This is a genomic window from Massilia violaceinigra (genome assembly GCF_002752675.1).
Taxonomy (GTDB): Bacteria; Pseudomonadota; Gammaproteobacteria; order Burkholderiales; family Burkholderiaceae_D; genus Telluria_A; species Telluria_A violaceinigra.
This window is the reverse complement of the sequence record NZ_CP024608.1, coordinates 701,766-716,353: the sequence shown is the minus strand read 5'-3', so window position 1 is coordinate 716,353 and position 14,588 is coordinate 701,766. Positions and strand designations below refer to the sequence as shown.

The following is a 14,588-nucleotide window of genomic DNA, read 5'->3' as shown; positions in this document are numbered from 1 at the left end:
ACCATCTCGCTTTCGTTCTTAATTTTGCCGTACCCAGACGGTCGTGGTCTGCACACGATCGTCCAGCTTGCGCTGGACCAGCGCTTCCGCGTCGAGCGCGGCCCGGTCCAGGCGTATCCGGCTCTTCACCAGGAAATATTCGCTCTTAAAACTATACGTGTTCTTGACCGGATCCTTGCCGTACAACTGTTCCCTGAAGCGGGCATCGTCGATAAAGTAGGCCTGCTTGCGGCGCGTCACCAGGGCCGCCCCTTCCGACACCGAATATCCTTCCACGATGGCGGCCAGCACTTCGGCCGGGGCGGTATTGGCGTTGACCTTGGTCTGTTCGGGCAGCACGATGGCGAATTCGCGCAGGCGGTTCACGGTGGCCAGCGTATAGCCGGGAATCGAGAGCAGGTCGTCGAGCTGGGTCAGGCCGACCGGCGCGGTGCCGGCCGACACCGGGACCGGCACTTGCGCATTCGGATCGAGGTCGGGCTGCGGCGGCGGCTGGTTGGGATCCTGTTCCTTGGGCGCGGCCGGCGCGGCGCCCGAGGCCACCGCCAGCGCGGTGCGCTGGGCCAGGGCCGGATCGAGCTGCAGGTTTTGCAGCAGGCGCTGGTACACCTGCACCTGGACCTTGTCGATGACGCGCCCGTTGGACAGGTTCATCAGGTTGTAGCGCGCGGTGGCGTCCGAAATCTGGCCCGACAGGGTGGCGTCGAACACTTCGCCCTCGACCCGCTCGCGCTCGATGTACTGGTCGAGGCGGGTTTCGGCCAGCGGCGTGTTCCACACCGCGTTCAGGGTGGTCAGGTTGCGGTTATCGATGCCGTCCTGGCGCAGCACAAGGCGCGCCCAGTCGAGCGCGCCGCGCAGGATCCACTTGGTCTGCAGGTGCAGGCGCTGGTTTTCCATCGAGCGCACCTGGACCTGCTGCTGCCAGAACAGGCTGGCGACAATGGTCACCGACAGCATGGTCAGCAGCAAGGCCGTGATGATGGCCACGCCCTGCTGGCGGCGCGGAAAAGGCTTGCGCATCACATGCCCCCCAGCAGGAACGATTTGCTCATCACCGCGGCCACGTTATCGACCTGCAGCTGCACCTGCAGCCCGGTCGGCGTCAGGCTGGGCGCGTTGAGCGGAGCCGGCACCGGGGCCGGCGGCGGCGCGCTGGACACGGCCTGCGCCACCGGCTGGGTGTTCTGGCGCCAGCCATTGTTTTCCCAGCTCATGATCTGCATCGCGCTCACGCCCGACTGCAGGGTGACGGCCGGCGTGGTGTCGGCGTTGCTGATGGCGGCCTGCCACATCACGTCGAGCTGGACCAGGTCGCGCGTGCCGTTCGATTCGCGCCGGGTGAGCATGCGGTCGACGATGCGGTAGGCGACCACCTGCAGGCGCGCCGGTTCGTTTTCGGCGTACACATTGCGCACCAGGGTCAGTTTGTCGGGCCCGGAGAGCAGGTACGGCCGGCCCAGCATCAGGGCCGGATTGGCCAGGTGCTCGCAGTCGCTCTGCATCTGGGCAAAGGCGAGCTGCATGCCGCGCGCCGATTCGAGGCGCGCGGTGAGCGTTTCGCGCGCGCGCACGATGCTGTCCAGGCCGCGCCAGCCGAGCACCGCCACGATGGCCAGGATGCTGATTGCCACCAGCAGTTCAATCAGGGTGAAACCACGCTGTTGCCGCCGTTGCTCATGTTGCCGCTGCCCGGTGTGCATCATTCGTTGAGCACCAGTTGGACCAGCTTGATGATGCGGCGCTCCGGATTGGCGCTGTCGAACACGCTGACCTCGACCCGGCGCAGGCGCGGATTCGGGCTGGCCAGCACTTCTTCCTGGCACAGCAGCTTCAGATCGCCCTGCGGGCATTCGTAACTGTTCTTGCCGATCGCCGGATATTCCTTGGCCAGGCGGATCTGCACCAGCCGGTTTTCGGCCGACCAGGTCGCCATCATGGCGGCGCGCAGGCCGGCGCTGTTGGAGGTCAGGCTGCCCACGGCGCGCAGCGAGGCGCCCAGCGCGGTGCCGATGATGACGAGCGCCACCAGCACTTCGAGCAGGGTAAAGCCGGACTGGTTGTCGTGGGGATGGCGCATGGTCTGGTTCAACAAATACTTTACAGGGTTACTCGACGACGAAGTGGCCGATACCGTCGGCCCGGATGGCAACCCGGTCGTCGCCGATCGCCAGGGTCAGCACGAACGGTTTGTCGACCGGCTCGCGCCCGAAGGTAATGCGCACCGGACCGCCGCCCACCGATACCGGCGGGTCGAGCAGCAACTGCACCGGGGCGCCCTTGAAGGGACGCTCGCGCAGCAGGTCGTCGCGCGTGACCGGTTCCCAGACCGCTTCATTGCGCACCAGGAAGCGGTAACGTTCGGTATCGGCCTCGAAGGCCACCAGCCGGTTGCGCACGATGGCCTCGTCGCGCGCCAGCTGCAGCAGCAGGGCAAGGCGGCGCGCCTCATCTTCGAGATTCTGGCGCGGGCTCGGAATCGCATTGATCGAAACCAGGCCCAGCACGATGCCCATGATGACCATCACGACCATCACCTCGATCAGCGTGAAGCCCCGGCTGGCGCGCACTGCTTTCATGACCTTCAAGACGCCTCGGTCCGGGCCTAGTTTTCCCAGGAACCGATATCGCTGTCGTCGCCGGTGCCGCCGGGCAGGCCGTCGGCGCCGAGCGAGAACACGTCGATTTCACCCTGCACGCCAGGGGACAGGAACTGGTACGGGTTGCCCCATGGATCCTTCGGCAGTTTTTCGATGTAGCCGCCGGTCTTCCAGCCGTTGGCGGTCGGGCCGTTGGTCGGCTTGACGACCAGCGCCTGCAGGCTTTGTTCGGTGGTCGGGTAGCGCTGGTTGTCCAGCTTGTACAGCTTGAGGGCTTGCATCAGGTTGGCGATATCGACCTTGGCGGCGGTGATGCGCGCCTGGACGGTACGGTTCATCAGCTTGGGCACGACCAGCGCGCCGAGAATGCCGATGATGACCACCACCACCATGATTTCAACAAGGGTAAAGCCGCGCGCGAAGCGCTGGCGGATGGAACGGTGTGCAGCGAGTTTCATAGTCAGTCAGTGATGTAAGTTCTACGATGAGTCGGAGTATAAGGCCAATAACGCCCGCCGTCGCTATTCAACTGCGGGCTATTTTGCGTCATCTTCCTGTCATCTTGCGCAGGCGGGAATCTAAGTTGCCGGGGCGTTATTCAAGTTACCCCGGCGATGCCGCCGCGCTTCCCGCCAGTGGCGGTAACGACGGTGGAGGCGCGCCACCTGATTGTAAGTCAGTGTGGCGCCGTCTTCCACTTATGGACGAATCGACAGTGCCGGTTGGCGCAAGCCTGGTGCCGATTAGTGATGATGCTTGGCACTACTGCCGCTCAGGCGATGCAGGGCGCCATCGTTGCCGCCCTCGGCCAGGTTGCTCGATACGGGTGCCAGGGCCTTGACCATCGGCGCATCCTTGACGAAAGGCACGATGCCGAGTGCCTTGTCGATTTCATGCGGATAGACCACGTAGCCGCGCGTGATGACCAGCGCCACCTTGCGGATGTCGCCGATCTGTTTGGTCGGGTCGCCATCGACCAGCACCAGGTCGGCCAGCTTGCCCTGGGTGACCGAACCGCGCTCGGCGCTGGTGCGGGTGTAGCGCGCGCCGTTCAGGGTGGCGACCTGGATCGCCTGGGCCGGGGTCAGGCCGGCCTTGACCAGCAATTCGAGTTCGGCCTGCAAGGTGAAGCCGGCCATTTCATCGGTGCCGGCCACGATCGGCACGCCGGCCTTGTACAGGCGGCCGACGAAGTCGACCATCTTGGCGTAGGATTTTTCGTAGCGCTTCTGGGCAGCTTCGTCGGCGATCTTCATGGTGCCGACGTAAAAGCCGCGCTTCACATCCGGCGGCATGTGGTCGGCCACGGCCACGAACGGCTCGTTCAGGTCGCCGTCGCGCTGCTTGAGGAAGGCGAAGGTGGCCAAGGTCGGATCGATCACGGTCTGCTTGGCTTTCAGGCGCGCGATGAATTGCTTGACCCTGGGCGAGTCGAAATCGAGGTCCACCACTTTTTCCGACGGCAAGATGAAGCGTTCCAGGGTGCGCGTTTCGGTTTCCGGCGTGGCCAGGAAGTTGAGCATGACCTGGTTGATATGCTGGATTTCATCGTAGCCGGCGTCGAGCGCTTCGTGCGCGCGCAGGCCGACCGGCACGTGGCCCGACACGCGCAGGCCGCGCAGGTGGGCGTAGGCCACGGTGTCCTTGAGGATCGCCTTGGGGAAGGAGTTGTAGATTTTCAGCTGAGGATAGCCGTGCTCGGCGTACCAGTCGATCGCGTTTTTGGCTGCCGGCAAGTCCTTGACGACGAAGCCGCCGTTCGAGGAGAACGGGCTTTCGCCTTCCAGGAAGCCGGTCGGCACCACTTGCGGCGAGAGCAGGCGGCCATCGGCCACTTCGTCGAGGATTTGCTGCAATTGCCCGTTATCGTTGCCCATGTCGCGCACCGTGGTCACGCCCGCGGCCAGGTTCAGGCCGCCGTCCCAGCGGCCCACGTGGCCATGCATGTCGAACAGGCCGGGCAGCATGATGCGTCCGGCCGCGTCGATTTCATTGACGGCGCCGCGCACGGGCGAACCGGCCGGCAGGATCGCGCTGATGCGCCCGCGCAGCACGTAGACGTCGGACGGCGCGCCCACGGTGGCTTTTTCGCTGTCGAAGATGCGGGCGTTCTTGACCACCGTCAAACCGGTCAGCTTGTGCTGCAGCTGGCTGGCGAGGTCGGTCAGCATTTTGCTCTCGGCAACTTTCTGGCGCTCGGCCAGGACCTTGGAGACGCCATTCCAGCCTTCTTCGGCGGCGGTCATGAAACCGGGAATGACGACCGCGAACAGGCGCGGCTTGGCGTCGGTGGTGGCCCAGTAAAACTGGGGCGACATGCCCAGGCCGGTCTGGGCGAACAGTTGCACCTTGCGCGTCTTGCCGTTGCTGGTGACGTCGACTTCGTCGAGCTTGCGCTGGGTCAGGGTGCCGGAAGGCAGCAGCGGCAGGCTGCCGGTCGGGCTGGCGGCCAGGGCGGCGATGGCGATCGAGGCCATTTCGGCCGAGCCGTTCAGGGGCACGTACATGGCCGGGCCGGCGATCGATTTTTCGCCTTTTTCCGAGGTCGATTTCCAGGTGGCCTTGTCGCCCTTGCGCTCGAAGCGGTCGTCCACCACGGCGCCGTAGGTCGAGTTGCCCTTGACCGTGTATTCGGTCATGGTGCCGTCGGCTCCCAGGCGGAACTGTTCGGTCAGCTCGGGGCCGCGGCCGTTATCCTTGTAGATGAAGCGTACGCGGGTGAGGCCATCGTCGTCACGCTCGACGACCTGTTCCCCGATGCGCTTGCCGTTTTCGGCGTGCATCTCGTAGCGGAGGGTCTGGGTGGCGGCGTGCGCCGACCAGCTCAGGGCGGCGGCGACAGCGAGGACGAGCGGACGTTTCATGTGATGCATCTCCCTGGACGGAACGTTAGTTATTATGCTGGGACGCAAGAATAGCACGGGTACGTACGGTCTAGAGCAATGTCATAAAGACAAATGAATAAATGATTATTTTGGAGGTTGTGGGAGGCGTAAGATGACCTACCGTCGTTCCCGCGCAGGCGGGAACCCAAGTTCGTGCCGTAGCTACAGGCGGCTCGACAAACTTGGGTTCCCGCCTGCGCGGGAACGACGGTTTTTAGTTTAGCGGTACGAAGGAGGCGCTAGCTGGCGCACCCACACACCGGACACCCCGCATTGCGCGCCACGCCGATACTGGTCCACTCCATGCCGCGCCCGTCGAGCAGCAGCAAACGTCCGGCCAGCGATTGCCCGACCTGCATCACCAGCTTGAGCGCCTCGGCCGCCTGCATCGCGCCGATCACACCCACCAGCGGCGCGAACACGCCCATGCTGCTGCAGGCGGCATCCTCGAAGCGCTGGTCTTGCGGAAACAGGCAGCTGTAACACGGCGAATCGTCGCGGCGCGGGTCGAACACGCTGATCTGCCCGTCGAAACGGATCACCGCGCCCGACACCAGCGGCACGCGCTGCGCCACGCAGGCGCGGTTGACGGCGTGGCGGGTGGCAAAGTTGTCGCTGCAATCGAGCACCACCGACGTCTGCTCCACCAGCTCGGCCAGACGGGCATCATCGGCCCGCTCGCGCAGCGCCACCACCTCGATCCCGGGATTGATCGCCAGCAGGGAAGCGCGTCCGGACTCGGCCTTGGGTTGGCCGATGCGCTCGCTGGTATGCAGAATCTGGCGCTGCAGGTTGGTCAGGTCGACCACATCGTCATCGACCAGCACGATGCGCCCGATGCCGGCCGAGGCCAGGTACAGCGCCGCCGGCGAACCGAGCCCGCCGGCGCCGATAATCAGCGCGCTCGCCGCCAGCGCCCGCTGCTGGCCTTCGATGCCGATCTCGTCGAGCAGGATGTGGCGCGAATAGCGCAGCAGCTGGTCGTCGTTCATCGGGTACGGATCCTGCTGTGCCGCATTATTTCTTGACGCCTTTGTTCAATTCCGGCGGTTTCACGTCCGGCACCGGCTTGACCGCGGCCTTGTCCTTGGACTTCTCGGCTTCCTTGTCGAGCACCGGTTCAACCTTCGACAGTTTGACCGGCAAGCCCTTGAAATGGTTCAGGGCCTGGGCCAGCTGGAAGTCGTCCTTGCTGCCGAATTCGAGCGGCTTGCGGGTGCGCGCCTGAGCCTGGGCACGCTGGTCTTCTTCCATTTCGTCGCGGCGCGCCTTGCCCGGATCGATGCTGTCCTTGCCGCTGCCGTCGGAGAGGTGCTTTTCCAGGTCGGCTTCGCGCACGCGCAGGCTGTTCAAGCCATCGCCCTCGGCGGTTTCGTCGACCATCATGTCGGGCACGATGCCCTTGGCCTGAATCGAGCGGCCCAGCGGCGTGAAGTAGCGCGCGGTGGTGAGCTTGACGGCGGTATCCCTGGTGAGCGGGCGCAGGGTTTGCACCGAGCCCTTGCCGAAGGTCTGGGTGCCCATGATGATGGCGCGCTTGTAATCCTGCAGGGCGCCGGCCACGATTTCGGAGGCCGAGGCCGAGCCGGTGTTGACCAGCACGATCACCGGCACGTTCTTGAGCGCGGCAGGCAGCCTGGCCAGCGGATCGGCGCCGCTGCGGGCGGCGTAGAACTCGCGCCGGCCGTAAAACACTTCGTTCGAGTCGCGGCGCTGGCCGGCGGTCGAGACAATCGCCTTGTCATGCGGCAGGAACGCGGCCGATACGCCGATGGCGCCCGGCAGCAATCCACCCGGGTCGTTGCGCAGGTCCAGCACCAGGCCCTTGAGCTTGGGGTCCTGGGCGTACAGCGCGTTGACCTTTTTCACCATGTCGTCCACGGTCTGTTCCTGGAACTGGCTGATGCGCAGCCAGCCGTAGCCCGGCTCGACGATCTTGCCCTTGACGCTCTGGACCCGGATTTCTTCGCGCACCAGCGGCACGATCCACGGCATGTCGTCGCCCTTGCGCGCGATGGTCAGCACCACCTTGCTTTTCGGCTCGCCGCGCATTTTCTTGATCGCTTCGTCCAGCGACAAGCCCTTGATCGGGGTGCTGTCGATGCGGGTGATCAGGTCGCCCGCCTTGATGCCGGCACGAAATGCCGGCGAATCCTCGATCGGGGTGACGATCTTGACGTAGCCTTCTTCCATGGCCACTTCGATGCCGAGGCCGACGAAGCGGCCCTGCATGCTTTCCTGCATTTCGCGCAGGGCTTTTTTGTCGAGGTAGACCGAATGCGGGTCGAGCGAAGCCACCATGCCGGTGATCGCTTCCGAGAGCAGCTTGCGGTCTTCGACCGGCTCGACGTAATCGGTTTTGATGAGGCCGAAGACATCGGTGAGCTGGCGCAGCTCGTCGAGCGGCAGGGGCGCGCTGCCGGTTTTTTGCGCCATGGCCGAAAACTGGAAGGACGCGGCGACGCCGGCGACCATGCCAAAGCCGATCAGGCCGATACTTTTGACTTTCATTCTTACACCCATTCTCAATACCGTCGGAAGCAGCAGCGAAGCGCACGCGGGCCGTTGGACCCGCATGGCCTTGTTGACCTAAAAGTTCACCCAGCCCGCCGGATCGACCGCCGCGCCCTTGTGCCTGATTTCAAAGTATAGCCCCGATTCTTCGTTGCCGCCGGTGTTTCCCGCGCTGGCGATCGGGTCGCCTCCCTTGACGGCGTCGCCCTCGCGTTTGAGCAGGGCCTGGTTGTTGCCGTAGATCGAAAGGTACTCGCTGCCATGGTCGACCAGGATCAGGTTGCCGAAGCCGCGCATCCAGCGCGCGAACACCACCCGGCCGCCCGCCACGGCGCGCACTTCGCTGCCTTCGTCGGCCTTGATGAACATGCCTTTCCAGCTCGGCCCGCTGCCGCGCTTGGCGCCGAAGCGGGCCGCCAGCTTGCCCGACACCGGCGCGCGCAGCTTGCCGCGCAGGCTGACAAAAGCGCCTTCGGGCATGGCCGGGGCCAGCGCAATATCGGGCTTGCGCGGCGCGACCGGTTCCGGCTTCGGCTCGGGCGTCTGCGCCACTACCGGCGGCTCGTCGTCGTCGATCGGGTCCATCGGCACCGGAACAGGGACCGGCGGAATCTTGGCGCCGGTGCGCGGATCGAGCTTGGGCGGCTTTTTGGCCGCTTCGCGCGCCAGGCGTTCGCGTTCGCGCTCGCGCTGGCGTTCCCGTTCAGCCTTGCGTTCGGCCTTTTTGGCCTCTGCCAGCAGACGGGCCTGTTCGGCGGCCTTGGCGCGCGCGGCGGCCAGCGCTTCCTGGCGGCGCTGCTCGGCGGCGGCCGCTTCGGCCTGTTCCTTGATCAGTTTGGAGAGCTTGTCGACCAGTCCGGCCATGCGCTGTTCGTCGCGCTCCAGGCCGCCGATTTCCTTGCGCTGTTCGGCCAGCCGGTTCGACAGGGAACCGAGCAAGGCGGCGCGGCGCGCCTTTTCCTTTTCCAGCACGGCTTTCTGCTCGCGCTCTTCCTGGGCGATTTCGTTGAGTTCCTCGCGCGCGTTTTCGGCCTTGTCGCGGTTGCTGGCGACGGCGGCCAGGTTGCCGTGCAGCGAACCGAGCAGCTTGGCCTGGGCCTTGGAGACGTAGGCCATCAGTTGCAGATCGCGGTTGATGCGGTTCGGATTGTCGCCCGACAGCAGCAGCTTGATGCGGTCTTCGTTGCCGGCAACGTATTGCTCGCGCAAGAGACGCGACAATTGCTGTTTCTGGCTGGCGATGGTGGCGGCCAGCCGTTCTTGCGAGGCGGCCAGTTCGGCCACGGTGGCATTGGTTTCGCTCTGTTCGCTGGCGAGGTCGCGCAGCACGCGGTTGGCGTCGGAAATGGCTTCCTCGGACTCGGCCAGGGTGTCGGCCGCGTCCTCGCGTTCGCTTTCGGTCTTGCTCACTTCGCGCTTGAGTTCGGCCAGCTTTTGCTGGATGCCGGCGCGCGTCTTCTCCGCCAGCACTTTCTGCTTGCTGCGCTCGGTTTGGCGGGGAGCAGGCGCGGCGGCGGCACTGCACGTAAAGACGGCCAGGAGCGCGCACAACAGCGCCCCGGCCGCTAACTGCTTCACATTACGATACAAAACTTACTTGGCCTTCCCTTGGTTGGCCACGGCCGCGACGGCGGCGGCGATGGCGTCCTGGTCGCCCAGGTAGTAATGGCGGATCGGTTTCAGGTCGGCATCGAGCTCGTACACCAGCGGCTGGCCGTTGGGGATGTTCAGGCCGACGATGTCTTCATCGCTGATGCCATCGAGCATTTTGATCAGGGCGCGCAGGCTGTTGCCGTGGGCCGAGATCAGGATTTTCTTGCCGGCGCGGATGGCCGGGGCGATTTCCTCATCCCACACCGGCATCACGCGCGCCACGGTGTCTTTCAGGCATTCGGTCAGGGGAATGCTGTCTTTCGGCACGCCGGCGTAGCGCGGATCGTTGAACGAGGTGCGCTCGTCGGACGCTTCCAGCGCCGGCGGCGGGGTATCGTAGCTGCGGCGCCAGACCAGCACCTGGGCGTCGCCGTACTTGGCGGCGGTCTCGCCCTTGTCCAGGCCCTGCAGGGCGCCGTAGTGACGCTCGTTGAGGCGCCAGTCGTTCTTGACCGGCAGCCACATCATGTCCATATCGTCCAGCGCCAGCCACAAGGTGCGGATGGCGCGCTTGAGCACCGAGGTGTAGGCCACGTCGAAGGTAAAGCCAGCCTCTTTGAGCACCTGGCCCGCGCTGCGCGCCTCGCGCACGCCTTTTTCGGTCAGGTCGACATCGGTCCAGCCGGTGAAGCGGTTCTCAAGATTCCAGGTGGATTCGCCGTGGCGCATGAAGACAATTTTGTACATAAGCAATTTTCAAGAAGGTGGAAAAAGGGAAACCTGATACGAAAATGGTGAATGCAAGATGCAGGCAAAGCGACAGTGTAAAGGGTAAGTGTTAGCAGATCCGGCTTCTATTTTATAATGCGCGGATTGTCCTAAACCATTGGAACCCCGTGAAATTCATTCTTGACCATCTTTTAATCGTCAGCATCGTCGTGCTGTCGGGCGGCGCCCTGCTCTTGCCGGCCCTGCTTCCGCGCGGGAAACGCGCATCCACCTTGGAGGTGACCCAGTTGATGAACCGCGGCAAGACCGTGCTGCTGGACATTCGCGGCACCGATGAATTTGCCAAAGGGCATTTGCGCGACGCGAAAAACATTCCGCTGGCAGACTTGTCGTCCCGCATTGCCGAACTCGACAAAGCGAAAAACAAAACCATCGTCGTCGTGTGCCAGACCGGCGCGCGTGCCGACAAGGCCGCCAAAATCCTCGAAGCCGCCGGTTTTACCGACGTCGTCGGCCTCGATGGTGGCCTGACCGCATGGCAAGCCGCTGGCTTGCCGACCGCTAAGTGAGAAAGGAAACACCATGACAGCCCATGTAGTGCTCTACCATACCGCCTCCTGCCCGTACTGCGTGCGCGCCGAGCGCCTGCTTGAAGCGAAGGGCGTGACCGACATCGAGAAGATCCGCGTCGACCTCGACCCGGACCAGAAAGTGGTCATGATGAACAAGACCGGACGCCGCACGGTGCCACAGATTTACGTGGGCAACACCCACGTCGGCGGTTTCGACGATTTGTATGCGCTCGATCAACAAGGACGCCTCGATCCCTTGTTAAAAGGGGTTTGAACGGCATATAAGCCCGAATGCAAGCGATTGATTGCGCAAAACTATTTCAAGTCGTATGATTTTGCTACAATTGCCGTCGCGTTTGAAGTCTAAGCACAGAGGGAACGGCGTGTCGCCGTTCTGTTAATTTCTCAACGAAAGCGTTCCATGTCTGACGAAAATCTGCAACCCGTATTCCAAATCCAACGCGTCTACCTGAAAGACATGTCGCTGGAACAGCCGAATTCCCCAGCCATCTTCCTCGAACAAGAAGCACCGTCGATCGAAGTGTCGCTTGACGTTGGCGCCGAAGCCATCGCCGACGGCATCTACGAGTCGACCGTCACCATCACCGTGACCGCCAAGGTCAAGGACAAGGTTGCGTTCCTGGTTGAAGGCAAGCAAGCTGGTATCTTTGAAGCGCGCAACATTCCTGCGGACCAGATGGATCCCCTGCTGGGAATCGGTTGCCCGAACATCGTTTACCCTTACCTGCGCGGCAATATCGCCGACGTGATCACCCGTGCCGGCTTCCCGCCTGTGCATCTGGCAGAGATCAATTTCGAAGTGTTCTACCAGCAGCGTCGTCAGGCGCTGGCTGAAGCAGCCGCCGCTGCTCCAGCTGACACCGCAGCACACTAAGCACGACCGCAGGGTGGGCCAGGCGCCCGCGCGCATCCGCTGCGCGCGGGACCTGCCCGGGCGAGCGCGCCCCTGGCGGCCGCCCCACCCTGCACTCTCACGGCGAAGGCCACGCAATGACAATTCCCCGTTTTCTCCTCAGTGCCGCATTTGTGCTGGCCTCGGCCCCCGTGCACGCCTTCGATTTCAAGAGCGTGGGCGCGGCCAGTCTGATCCTGTATGACGCGCCATCGCTGAAAGGCGGCAAGCTGTTCATCGCCCCGCGCGGCATGCCGGTCGAAGTCGTGCTGACCTATGGCGAATGGGTCAAGGTGCGCGATGCGAACGGCGACCTGGCCTGGGCCGAAGCGAAGTCGCTCAGTCCGCGCCGCAATGTGGTGGTGCGCACCGCCAACGCCAAAGTGCGCGGCGGCGCCGACAACGATGCCAGCGTACTGATGACCGCCGACAAGGGCGTGCTGCTGGAACTGATCGACGCGCAGACTTCAAGCTGGATCAAGGTGCGCCATCGTGACGGCATCACCGGTTATATTCGCGCTTCCGACGTGTGGGGCACTTGACCCCATGCCGACCAGCGAATCCAGCGTTTCACCACGCAAAATTACCGTCCTGGGCGCCGGCGCCTGGGGTACCGCGGTCGCCATCGCCCTGGCGGCGCGCCATGATGTGCTGATGTGGGGCCGCAATGGCGGCGCCATGGAGGCGATGGCGGGCGCCCGCGAGAACAGCGCCTACCTGCCCGGCTGCGCGTTTCCTGCCGGCCTGAAGGTCACGGCCGACTTCGATGCGGCGCTGGCCCATGTTTTGGGCACGCCCGAGGCGGAGGCGCCGCTGCTGATCGCCGCCTGCCCGGTCGCCGGGCTGCGGCCGCTGCTGATGCAGCTTAAAGCGCACGCAATTTCGCATATCGTCTGGCTTTGCAAGGGATTCGAGGGCGATACCGGTTTGCTGCCGCATCAGGTGGTGGCCGAGGTACTCGGCAGCCAGGTGGCGGGCGGAGCCTTGTCCGGTCCCTCGTTCGCGCAGGAAGTGGCGCGCGGCTTGCCGTGCGCGCTGACGGTGGCGTCGCGCTCCGAGATGCTGCGCGAGCGGGTGGTGTCCAGCGTTCATGGCGGCAATATCCGCGTGTATTCCTGCGACGATCTGGTCGGCGTGGAAGTGGGCGGCGCGGTCAAGAATGTGCTGGCGATTGCCACCGGCGTGGCCGATGGGCTGGGGCTGGGCTTGAACGCCCGCGCGGCGCTGATCACGCGCGGACTGGCTGAAATTACCCGCCTGGGCACGGCGCTGGGCGGCACGCCAGGTACCTTCATGGGCTTGACCGGAATGGGCGACCTGATTTTGACGTGCACGGGCGACCTGTCGCGCAACCGCAGGGTCGGGCTGGGACTGGCGCAGGGGAAACCCCTCGATGCCATTGTGGCGGAGCTGGGGCATGTGGCCGAAGGCGTGCCGTGCGCGAAGGCGGTACGCGCGCTGGCGCTCAAGCTGGGGGTGGATATGCCGATCACCAATGCGGTGGCGGGCGTGCTGTTCGATGGCGGAACGCCGCAGGCGATGCTGGCGCAGTTGCTGGCACGGGATCCAAGGGATGAGATTGCTTAAGCTGCGTCGTTGCCGTAGCTAGCGCGTCGTTTCGGCCAACATCATCGTCGTTCCCGCGCAGGCGGGAACCCAAGTTTGTCGAGCCGCCGACTACGGTACGAAATTGGGTTCCCGCCTTCGCGGGAACGACGGGGAATGCGCAGGGATCCAGGTGCTTAGGGCTTCAACAAAATCGTCAGCAGCGCCACCGCATCTTCATTGGCCCGCAAACCATGCGGCACACCACCCAGCAAATACAGCATTTCGCCCGGGCGCAACACCGTGCTGTTGCCGTACGCATCGCAGACGATCTCGCCCTGCAGGCACAGCAAGGTAATCTCTCCATCCACCTTGTGCACCGGCATATCCCGGTCCTTGGGCAGCACCAGCCGGATCAGCTCCATATTCTCGGTCTTGGCCAGCGCAACCGAAGTGAAATGGGCGATGTCGTCGTCGCCCCGCTTGAGTGGTATCAGCTCGCCCGAGGCGGCATGTTGTAAGGCCATGACGTTTCCCTTTATTCTTCCGCGTTGCTCATCTCCACGCCGCGCAACCATGTCACCAGCGCGAAGGCATCTTTGAATCCGCGCGCCAGGTCCGGCACCAGCTGGTCCGGCTCGTTCACCTTCAGGTCGATCTCGGTCCAGACGAAAAAGCTTTTCAGCTTCAGGTATTCGATATGCACATGCTGCGGATCGAACCCCTTGGGTGGGCGCTGCAGCTTGTCTTCGTCCAGCAGGTCGCCGTAGGTGGTGCGCAGTTGCTTATTCTTCAGCACTTTGGCAAATCCTGTCGCATCGTTGACAATTTGCTCACGGATCGCTTTCAGGCGCGGTGCCGGCGGCAAGTATTCGCCGACTCCAAACTGCAGCTTGCCGCTCCCTTCGATCTGGAAATAGTAGGTCGATCCGCCACCGGCACTCGGCCGGCGCAAATCCTTGGGCGTGATGCCGGCCGAAAAGCGCGTTTTGTACGGACGCTTGTCGTTGGCGAAGCGGATGTCACGGTTGATGCGAAACATCGCTTTCTTGGGATTGCAGGCCGCCACCTGCTTGTCGAACTTCGTCAGTTCCCGGATCAGTTCGGTGACGACGGCCAAAAATTCTTCGCGCAAAATATCGTAGCGCGGTTTGTTCATGATGAACCAGGGACGGTTGTTGTTCTCGCTTAACTCGTTCAAAAACTGCGTCAGGTCGCGCAAATGCATGCTGTGGAT

At 63.8% G+C, this 14,588-nt stretch carries 17 protein-coding genes; 5 read left to right on the top strand and 12 right to left on the bottom strand.

The window, feature by feature from the left end:
- Positions 1–18: 18 nt before the first annotated feature.
- The 10 genes from gspK to gpmA form a co-directional block, all read right to left on the bottom strand.
- Positions 19–1,023 carry a type II secretion system minor pseudopilin GspK gene (gspK, locus tag CR152_RS03365; RefSeq protein ID WP_099873678.1) on the bottom strand — a complete coding sequence of 335 codons (1,005 nt, stop codon included), beginning with the start codon at positions 1,021–1,023 and terminating at the stop codon, positions 19–21.
- Complete coding sequence (locus tag CR152_RS03360) at positions 1,023–1,703, bottom strand: PulJ/GspJ family protein (RefSeq protein WP_099873677.1); 681 nt, start codon at positions 1,701–1,703, stop codon at positions 1,023–1,025. The genes gspK and CR152_RS03360 overlap by 1 nt, the downstream gene beginning before the upstream one ends.
- A complete protein-coding gene (gspI, locus tag CR152_RS03355; protein WP_099873676.1) occupies positions 1,703–2,080 on the bottom strand; it encodes a type II secretion system minor pseudopilin GspI in 378 nt (125 codons plus the stop codon). Before gspI ends, CR152_RS03360 begins: the two co-directional genes overlap by 1 nt.
- Before the next feature lie 28 nt (positions 2,081–2,108).
- Positions 2,109–2,579 (bottom strand): GspH/FimT family pseudopilin, encoded by a 471-nt coding sequence (locus tag CR152_RS03350; protein ID WP_099873675.1) that lies wholly within the window; start codon positions 2,577–2,579, stop codon positions 2,109–2,111.
- Positions 2,580–2,605: 26 nt separating this feature from the next.
- Positions 2,606–3,058, bottom strand: coding sequence for a type II secretion system major pseudopilin GspG (gene gspG, locus CR152_RS03345; RefSeq protein WP_099873674.1), 453 nt, complete (start codon positions 3,056–3,058; stop codon positions 2,606–2,608).
- Between the two features lie 285 nt (positions 3,059–3,343).
- Positions 3,344–5,464 (bottom strand): amidohydrolase family protein, encoded by a 2,121-nt coding sequence (locus CR152_RS03340; RefSeq protein ID WP_099873673.1) that lies wholly within the window; start codon positions 5,462–5,464, stop codon positions 3,344–3,346.
- 260 nt (positions 5,465–5,724) lie between these two features.
- Positions 5,725–6,477: a HesA/MoeB/ThiF family protein gene (locus CR152_RS03335; protein ID WP_099873672.1), complete on the bottom strand. Its 753-nt coding sequence runs from the start codon at positions 6,475–6,477 to the stop codon at positions 5,725–5,727.
- Between the two features lie 25 nt (positions 6,478–6,502).
- The gene (locus tag CR152_RS03330; protein ID WP_370663802.1) at positions 6,503–7,996 is read right to left on the bottom strand and encodes a S41 family peptidase; all 1,494 of its coding nucleotides are present in this window, start codon (positions 7,994–7,996) and stop codon (positions 6,503–6,505) included.
- A 78-nt stretch (positions 7,997–8,074) separates the two neighbouring features.
- Positions 8,075–9,577 (bottom strand): murein hydrolase activator EnvC family protein, encoded by a 1,503-nt coding sequence (locus CR152_RS03325; RefSeq protein WP_370663801.1) that lies wholly within the window; start codon positions 9,575–9,577, stop codon positions 8,075–8,077.
- Positions 9,578–9,592: 15 nt separating this feature from the next.
- Positions 9,593–10,339, bottom strand: a complete 747-nt coding sequence (gene gpmA, locus CR152_RS03320; protein WP_099873670.1) for a 2,3-diphosphoglycerate-dependent phosphoglycerate mutase — start codon at positions 10,337–10,339, stop codon at positions 9,593–9,595.
- A 149-nt stretch (positions 10,340–10,488) separates the two neighbouring features.
- Between gpmA and CR152_RS03315 the strand changes: the two genes are divergently transcribed.
- The 5 genes from CR152_RS03315 to CR152_RS03295 all read left to right on the top strand — a co-directional run bounded on the left by CR152_RS03315 (position 10,489) and on the right by CR152_RS03295 (position 13,393).
- Positions 10,489–10,890, top strand: coding sequence for a rhodanese-like domain-containing protein (locus CR152_RS03315; protein WP_099873669.1), 402 nt, complete (start codon positions 10,489–10,491; stop codon positions 10,888–10,890).
- Positions 10,891–10,903: 13 nt separating this feature from the next.
- The gene (gene grxC / locus CR152_RS03310; protein WP_099873668.1) at positions 10,904–11,167 is read left to right on the top strand and encodes a glutaredoxin 3; all 264 of its coding nucleotides are present in this window, start codon (positions 10,904–10,906) and stop codon (positions 11,165–11,167) included.
- A gap of 147 nt (positions 11,168–11,314) precedes the next feature.
- Complete coding sequence (secB, locus tag CR152_RS03305) at positions 11,315–11,788, top strand: protein-export chaperone SecB (RefSeq protein WP_099873667.1); 474 nt, start codon at positions 11,315–11,317, stop codon at positions 11,786–11,788.
- A 116-nt stretch (positions 11,789–11,904) separates the two neighbouring features.
- On the top strand, positions 11,905–12,348 hold the full coding sequence (locus CR152_RS03300) for an SH3 domain-containing protein (RefSeq protein ID WP_099873666.1): 444 nt from the start codon (positions 11,905–11,907) through the stop codon (positions 12,346–12,348).
- 4 nt (positions 12,349–12,352) lie between these two features.
- The gene (locus CR152_RS03295) at positions 12,353–13,393 is read left to right on the top strand and encodes an NAD(P)H-dependent glycerol-3-phosphate dehydrogenase (RefSeq protein WP_099873665.1); all 1,041 of its coding nucleotides are present in this window, start codon (positions 12,353–12,355) and stop codon (positions 13,391–13,393) included.
- A gap of 155 nt (positions 13,394–13,548) precedes the next feature.
- On the opposite strand, the gene CR152_RS03290 is transcribed toward CR152_RS03295, so the two are convergent.
- A complete protein-coding gene (locus CR152_RS03290; RefSeq protein ID WP_099873664.1) occupies positions 13,549–13,878 on the bottom strand; it encodes a cupin domain-containing protein in 330 nt (109 codons plus the stop codon).
- Between the two features lie 11 nt (positions 13,879–13,889).
- Positions 13,890–14,579 (bottom strand): DUF2461 domain-containing protein, encoded by a 690-nt coding sequence (locus tag CR152_RS03285; RefSeq protein ID WP_099873663.1) that lies wholly within the window; start codon positions 14,577–14,579, stop codon positions 13,890–13,892.
- Positions 14,580–14,588: the final 9 nt, after the last annotated feature.